General features: G+C 63.2%; 3 protein-coding genes. 2 read left to right on the top strand and 1 reads right to left on the bottom strand.

Features of this window, described 5'->3' with window-relative positions:
- Positions 1–119: 119 nt before the first annotated feature.
- Positions 120–4073 carry a trifunctional transcriptional regulator/proline dehydrogenase/L-glutamate gamma-semialdehyde dehydrogenase gene (gene putA / locus APH33_RS26015; protein WP_054887911.1) on the bottom strand — a complete coding sequence of 1318 codons (3954 nt, stop codon included), beginning with the start codon at positions 4071–4073 and terminating at the stop codon, positions 120–122.
- A 68-nt stretch (positions 4074–4141) separates the two neighbouring features.
- Between putA and APH33_RS27310 the strand changes: the two genes are divergently transcribed.
- Positions 4142–4324, top strand: coding sequence for a hypothetical protein (locus APH33_RS27310; RefSeq protein WP_156352055.1), 183 nt, complete (start codon positions 4142–4144; stop codon positions 4322–4324).
- Positions 4325–4430: 106 nt separating this feature from the next.
- Entirely contained in the window at positions 4431–5909 is a 1479-nt protein-coding gene (putP, locus tag APH33_RS26010) for a sodium/proline symporter PutP (RefSeq protein ID WP_054887910.1), read from the top strand.
- The last annotated feature ends 91 nt before the right edge of the window (positions 5910–6000 follow it).

The following is a 6000-nucleotide window of genomic DNA, read 5'->3' as shown; positions in this document are numbered from 1 at the left end:
ATCTCATAGGCGCTGAAAGAACCAAGGCATGCACCTGTCAGCCTTGATACTCCCTCAAGACATGCACCCATGAAAAAAGGAGAGCCGAAGCTCTCCTTATTCATCAACAACTCATGGCCTCAGCCAATGGTCATCAGGCTGGCGTTACCACCCGCCGCCGCCGTATTCACACTCACCGCACGCTCGATCACCAGGCGTTCCAGGGCAATCTGGTGGTCGCCGCTGGACAGCCCGTGCACACCGACGATCGCCCCGGCGCGCTTGGCCACCTGCTGGCATACGCCGCGCAGCTGGTCCGAGTCGCCATGGTGGATCACAGCGTCGAACGCCACTTCATCCTTGCTCCAGTCCGCCACCAGCTTGACCTTGGCCTGCAGTTCTCGCGGCAGGCGGCCGCGCAGGGTCTTGCCTGGCTCGCTGTCAGCCCACACTGCCGAGCTGCCCACTGCCAGCACGGCAGCGAACTGTGCCAGCAGGTCGGCCTCGTTGTCCGCCAGGCACAGCACGTGCTCGCGCGGCAGGATGGTATAGGTGTTGCGCTCACCGGTCGGGCCTGGCAGCAAGCGGGCGATGCCGCTCTGCGACTGGCCGGCGAACTGGCTGCACAGGGCGGCCAGGTCGGCGTGCTGGTTGCTCTCGGCCCAGGCCTTGAGCGCGTGCAGCGGCTTGATCAGCTGGTCGTGCAGGGTACGGTCCGGCTGGCCTTCGCCATCCTGCTGCTGGAAGTGGCGGCCAATGGCGTCGGCCGGGCGGGTCGACAGCAGGCGGTACAGGTACAGTGGGCCGCCGGCTTTCGGGCCGGTGCCGGACAGGCCTTCACCACCGAACGGCTGCACACCGACCACGGCGCCAACGATGTTGCGGTTGACGTACATGTTGCCGGCGTTGGCAGTCTCCACCACCTTGGCGATGGTCTCGTCGATGCGGGTGTGCACGCCAAGGGTCAGGCCATACCCGGACGCGTTGATCTGCTCGATCAGCTGGTCCAGGTTGCGGCGGTTGTAGCGCACCACGTGCAGCACCGGGCCAAAGATTTCACGTTTCAGTTCGTCGAAACTGTCCAGTTCGATCAGGGTTGGCATGACGAAGGTGCCACGCTTGATCTCGGCCGCGTCGGCGATTGCGACTTGGTAGACCGTGCGGCCTTTCTCGCGCATGCCCTGGATATGCTTCTCGATACCGGCCTTGGCTTCTGCGTCGATCACCGGGCCGATGTCCACGGCCAGGCGGTCCGGGCAGCCCAGGCGGCTTTCGGCCATGGCGCCCTTGAGCATCTCGATCACGCGGTCGGCGGAGTCTTCCTGCAGGCAAAGTACGCGCAGTGCCGAGCAGCGCTGGCCGGCGCTATCGAAGGCCGAGGACACCACGTCGATCACCACCTGCTCGGTCAGTGCCGAGGAGTCGACGATCATGGCGTTCTGGCCGCCGGTTTCGGCGATCAGCGGGATCGGCCTGCCCTGGTTGTCCAGGCGGCCAGCGACATTACGCTGGAGCAGGCGGGCAACTTCGGTGGAGCCGGTGAACATCACGCCCTTGACGCGCTCGTCACCGACCAGGCCGGCACCGACGGTTTCGCCGCGGCCTGGCAGCAGTTGCAGCACCCCTTCCGGAATACCGGCCTCCAGCAGCAGGCGCACGGCCTGAGCGGCGATCAGTGGGGTCTGTTCGGCAGGTTTGGCCAGTACCGGGTTGCCGGCCGCCAGGGCGGCGGCAACCTGGCCGGTGAAGATCGCCAGCGGGAAGTTCCACGGGCTGATGCACACCACCGGGCCCAGCGGGCGGTGGGCGTCGTTGCTGAAGTCGTTGCGTGCCTGCACCGCGTAGTAGCGCAGGAAGTCCACGGCTTCGCGCACTTCGGCGATGGCGTTGGCAAAGGTCTTGCCAGCCTCGCGGATGAGCAGGCCCATCAACGGCTGGATCTCTGCTTCCATCAGGTCTGCGGTGCGCTCAAGGATCGCGGCACGCTCGGCAGGTGGGGTGGCTTGCCAGATAGGGGCAGCGTTCAGCGCGCACTGAATGGCATTGTCGACATCGGCAACGGTGGCTTCCTGCACGTGACCGACCACGTCGCGATGATCGGCCGGGTTCAGAACCGGCACGGCAGCGGCTTCGCTGGCGGTGCAGGCCAGCATCGGCGTGGCTTTCCAATCATTGTTGGCAGTGGCCAGCATGGCGCAGGACAGCGATGCCAGGCGGTGTTCGTTGGCCATGTCGATGCCGGCCGAATTGGCGCGCTCGTTGCCATACAGTTCACGCGGCAGCGGGATGCGTGGGTGTGGCAGGCCGATGCTACCTTCCTGGGTGCCCATGCGTTCGATGCTGGCGACCGGGTCGGCGACCAGTTCCTGGATCGAAATCGAGTGGTCGGCGATGCGGTTGACGAACGAGGTGTTGGCGCCGTTTTCCAGCAGACGGCGGACCAGGTAGGCCAGCAGGGTTTCATGGGTGCCGACTGGCGCGTACACGCGGCACGGACGGTTCAGCTTGCCGTCGGCGACCTTGCCTACGACCTGTTCGTAGAGCGGCTCGCCCATGCCGTGCAGGCACTGGAACTCGTACTGACCCGGGTAATAGTTCTGGCCAGCGATGTGGTAGATGGCCGACAGCGTGTGAGCGTTGTGGGTGGCGAACTGCGGGTAGATGGCTTCCGGCACGGCCAGCAGCTTGCGGGCGCAGGCGACGTAGGACACGTCGGTGTACACCTTGCGGGTGTAGACCGGGTAGCCTTCCAGGCCTTCGACTTGGGCACGCTTGATCTCGCTGTCCCAGTAGGCGCCTTTCACCAGGCGGATCATCAGGCGGTGGCGGCTGCGCTTGGCCAGGTCGATGACATAGTCGATCACGTACGGGCAGCGCTTCTGATAGGCCTGGATGACGAAGCCGATACCGTTCCAGCCCGCCAGGGCCGGCTCGAAGCACAGGCGCTCGAGCAGGTCGAGGGACAATTCCAGGCGGTCGGCCTCTTCGGCGTCGATGTTCAGGCCGATGTCATATTGCTTGGCCAGCAGGGTCAGCGACAGCAGACGCGGGTACAGCTCTTCCATCACGCGCTCGTACTGGGCGCGGCTGTAGCGTGGGTGGAGCGCCGACAGCTTGATCGAGATGCCTGGGCCCTCATAGATGCCGCGGCCATGGGAGGCCTTGCCGATCGAGTGAATCGCCTGCTCGTAGGACGCCAGGTACTTCTGTGCATCATGCTCGGTCAGTGCGGCTTCGCCGAGCATGTCATAGGAATAACGGAAGCCTTTGGCTTCGAAGCGGCTGGCGTTGGCCAGGGCCTCTGCGATGGTTTCGCCAGTGACGAACTGCTCGCCCATCAGGCGCATGGCCATGTCGACACCCTTGCGGATCATCGGCTCGCCGCTCTTGCCGATGATGCGGGTGAGCGAGGAGGTAAGGCCGGCTTCATTATGGGTGGAGACCAGCTTGCCGGTCAGCAGCAGGCCCCAGGTCGCAGCGTTGACGAACAGCGACGGGCTATTGCCGAGGTGCGGCTGCCAGTTGCCGTTGCTGATCTTGTCGCGAATCAGGGCGTCGCGGGTACCTTTGTCAGGGATGCGCAGCAAGGCTTCGGCCAGGCACATCAGGGCGACGCCTTCCTGGGAAGACAGGGAAAACTCTTGGAGCAGGCCCTGAACGATGCCGGCACGGCCGCCAGCACTCTTCTGGTTACGTAGCTTTTCGGCGATACCCGCGGCGAGCTTGTTGGTGGCTTCGGCCAGCGGGGCGCTCAAGCGCGCCTGCTCCAGCAGCATCGGCACGACTTCCTGCTCGGGGCGGCGGTAGGCGGAGGTGATCGCCGAGCGCAGCACCGACTGCGGCAGGATGCTCTCGGCAAATTCGAGGAAGCACTGGTGGCTGTGGTCTGGCTGGACTTCGCCAGCGTCATCGGCCAGGTTGCTGGCGTGACCGTTGAGTTCGGTCAGGGTGGCGCCACCCTCGAGCTTCTCCAGGTAATTGAAGATCGCTTGCTTGATCAACCAGTGCGGCGTGCGGTCGATGGACTGCGCAGCTGCTTTGAGTCGCTCACGGGTCGGGTCATCAAGTTTGACCCCAAGGGTGGTCGTCGCCAATTTCTTATCCTCGTTATTGCCACGGGTGTGGCTTAAGCTGCGCCAAGATTAGCTGTAGGTGATTTCGGGTGCAACCAGGTGCAACCCCATTTTTCCGAGGAAAAGGTGCAACTCGTCTGGCGGAGTTTCCTACAGGCCAAAAAGAAACCATTACGGTGCGTTTTCTTATTGTAGAGACCTTTTTTGCTCCCAAAAGAAGCAAAAAATCGGATTTTTCCGAAACTGCCCGAGCGGGTGCAACTGGCAAATGAAAAATGGTTGCACCGCCTTTGCGTTGTTGCATAGCATTCGCCGCCTGGGTGCAACCGTCGTCAAGAAGGTTGCGCATGAGATAAAAACAAACGCCAGGGCACACGCATGGGCAATCCACTAACGATCACCTTCGTGATCTACATCGCGGCAATGGTGCTGATCGGTTTCGCGGCCTATCGCTCCACCAACAACCTTTCCGACTACATCCTCGGCGGTCGCAGCCTGGGGAGTGTGGTCACTGCACTCTCTGCCGGTGCTTCCGACATGAGCGGCTGGCTGCTCATGGGGCTGCCGGGCGCCATCTATTTCTCCGGCCTTTCCGAGGCCTGGATTGCCATCGGCCTGACCGTCGGTGCCTACCTGAACTGGCTGTTCGTCGCTGGCCGTCTGCGTGTGCAGACCGAGCACAACGGCGATGCGTTGACCCTGCCGGACTATTTCTCCAGCCGCTTCGAAGACCAAAGTGGCTTGCTGCGGATCATCTCGGCGATTGTGATCCTGGTGTTCTTCACTATCTATTGCGCCTCCGGCATCGTAGCCGGTGCCCGACTGTTCGAAAGCACCTTCGGCATGTCGTATGAGACCGCCCTGTGGGCCGGTGCCGCGGCGACCATCGCCTACACCTTCGTCGGTGGCTTCCTGGCGGTGAGCTGGACCGACACCGTGCAGGCCTCGCTGATGATTTTCGCGCTGATCCTCACGCCGGTGATCGTGTTGATCTCCACGGGGGGCTTCGATACCACCTTCCTGGCCATCGAAGCGCAGAACCCGGCCAACTTCGACATGCTCAAGGGCGCCACCTTCGTTGGCATCATCTCGCTGATGGGCTGGGGCCTGGGCTACTTCGGCCAGCCGCACATCCTGGCGCGCTTCATGGCCGCCGACTCGGTGAAGTCGATCGCCAACGCCCGTCGCATCTCCATGACCTGGATGATCCTGTGCCTGGCGGGTACCTGCGCCGTGGGCTTCTTCGGCATCGCCTACTTCTCGGCGCACCCTGACCTGGCGGGCCCGGTCACCGAGAACCATGAGCGCGTATTCATCGAGCTGGCCAAGATCCTGTTCAACCCGTGGGTCGCCGGTGTGCTACTGTCGGCCATCCTGGCGGCGGTGATGAGCACCCTGAGCTGCCAGCTGCTGGTCTGCTCCAGTGCCCTGACCGAAGACTTCTACAAGGCCTTCCTGCGCAAGAATGCTTCGCAGGGTGAGCTGGTGTGGGTCGGCCGCCTGATGGTGCTGGCCGTGGCCCTGATTGCCATTGCCATGGCGGCCAACCCGGAAAACCGCGTGCTGGGCCTGGTGGCTTACGCCTGGGCCGGCTTCGGTGCCGCTTTTGGCCCGGTAGTACTGATTTCTGTGCTGTGGAAAGGCATGACCCGTAACGGTGCGCTGGCGGGTATCGTGGTGGGTGCGTTGACGGTGATCCTGTGGAAGAACTTCGACACGCTCGGCCTGTACGAAATCATTCCAGGCTTCTTGTTCGCCAGCATTGCCATCGTTCTGGTGAGCAAGCTGGGCCGCCCGTCGCAGGCGATGGTGCAGCGCTTCGAAACCGCTGATGCGGCGTATCACGCCGACAAGTAATTCCCGTTGATTCGGCGGCACCTGCTTTGTGGGTGCCGCCGATCAGCAGTCAGGCCTGACTCCGCCTGCAAGGCAAGGTAAACTTGCCAGC

The organism is Pseudomonas sp. NBRC 111130 (assembly GCF_001320485.1).
In the GTDB taxonomy this organism is placed as follows: domain Bacteria; phylum Pseudomonadota; class Gammaproteobacteria; order Pseudomonadales; family Pseudomonadaceae; genus Aquipseudomonas; species Aquipseudomonas vlassakiae.
The sequence above is the reverse complement of the archived record's forward strand: the minus strand, read 5'-3'. Positions and strand labels throughout refer to the sequence as shown.

Coding starts and splice junctions, on each gene's coding strand:
- putP (WP_054887910.1), top strand. CDS start 4,431: ATGGGCAATCCACTAACGATCACCTTCGTGATCTACATCGCGGCAATG.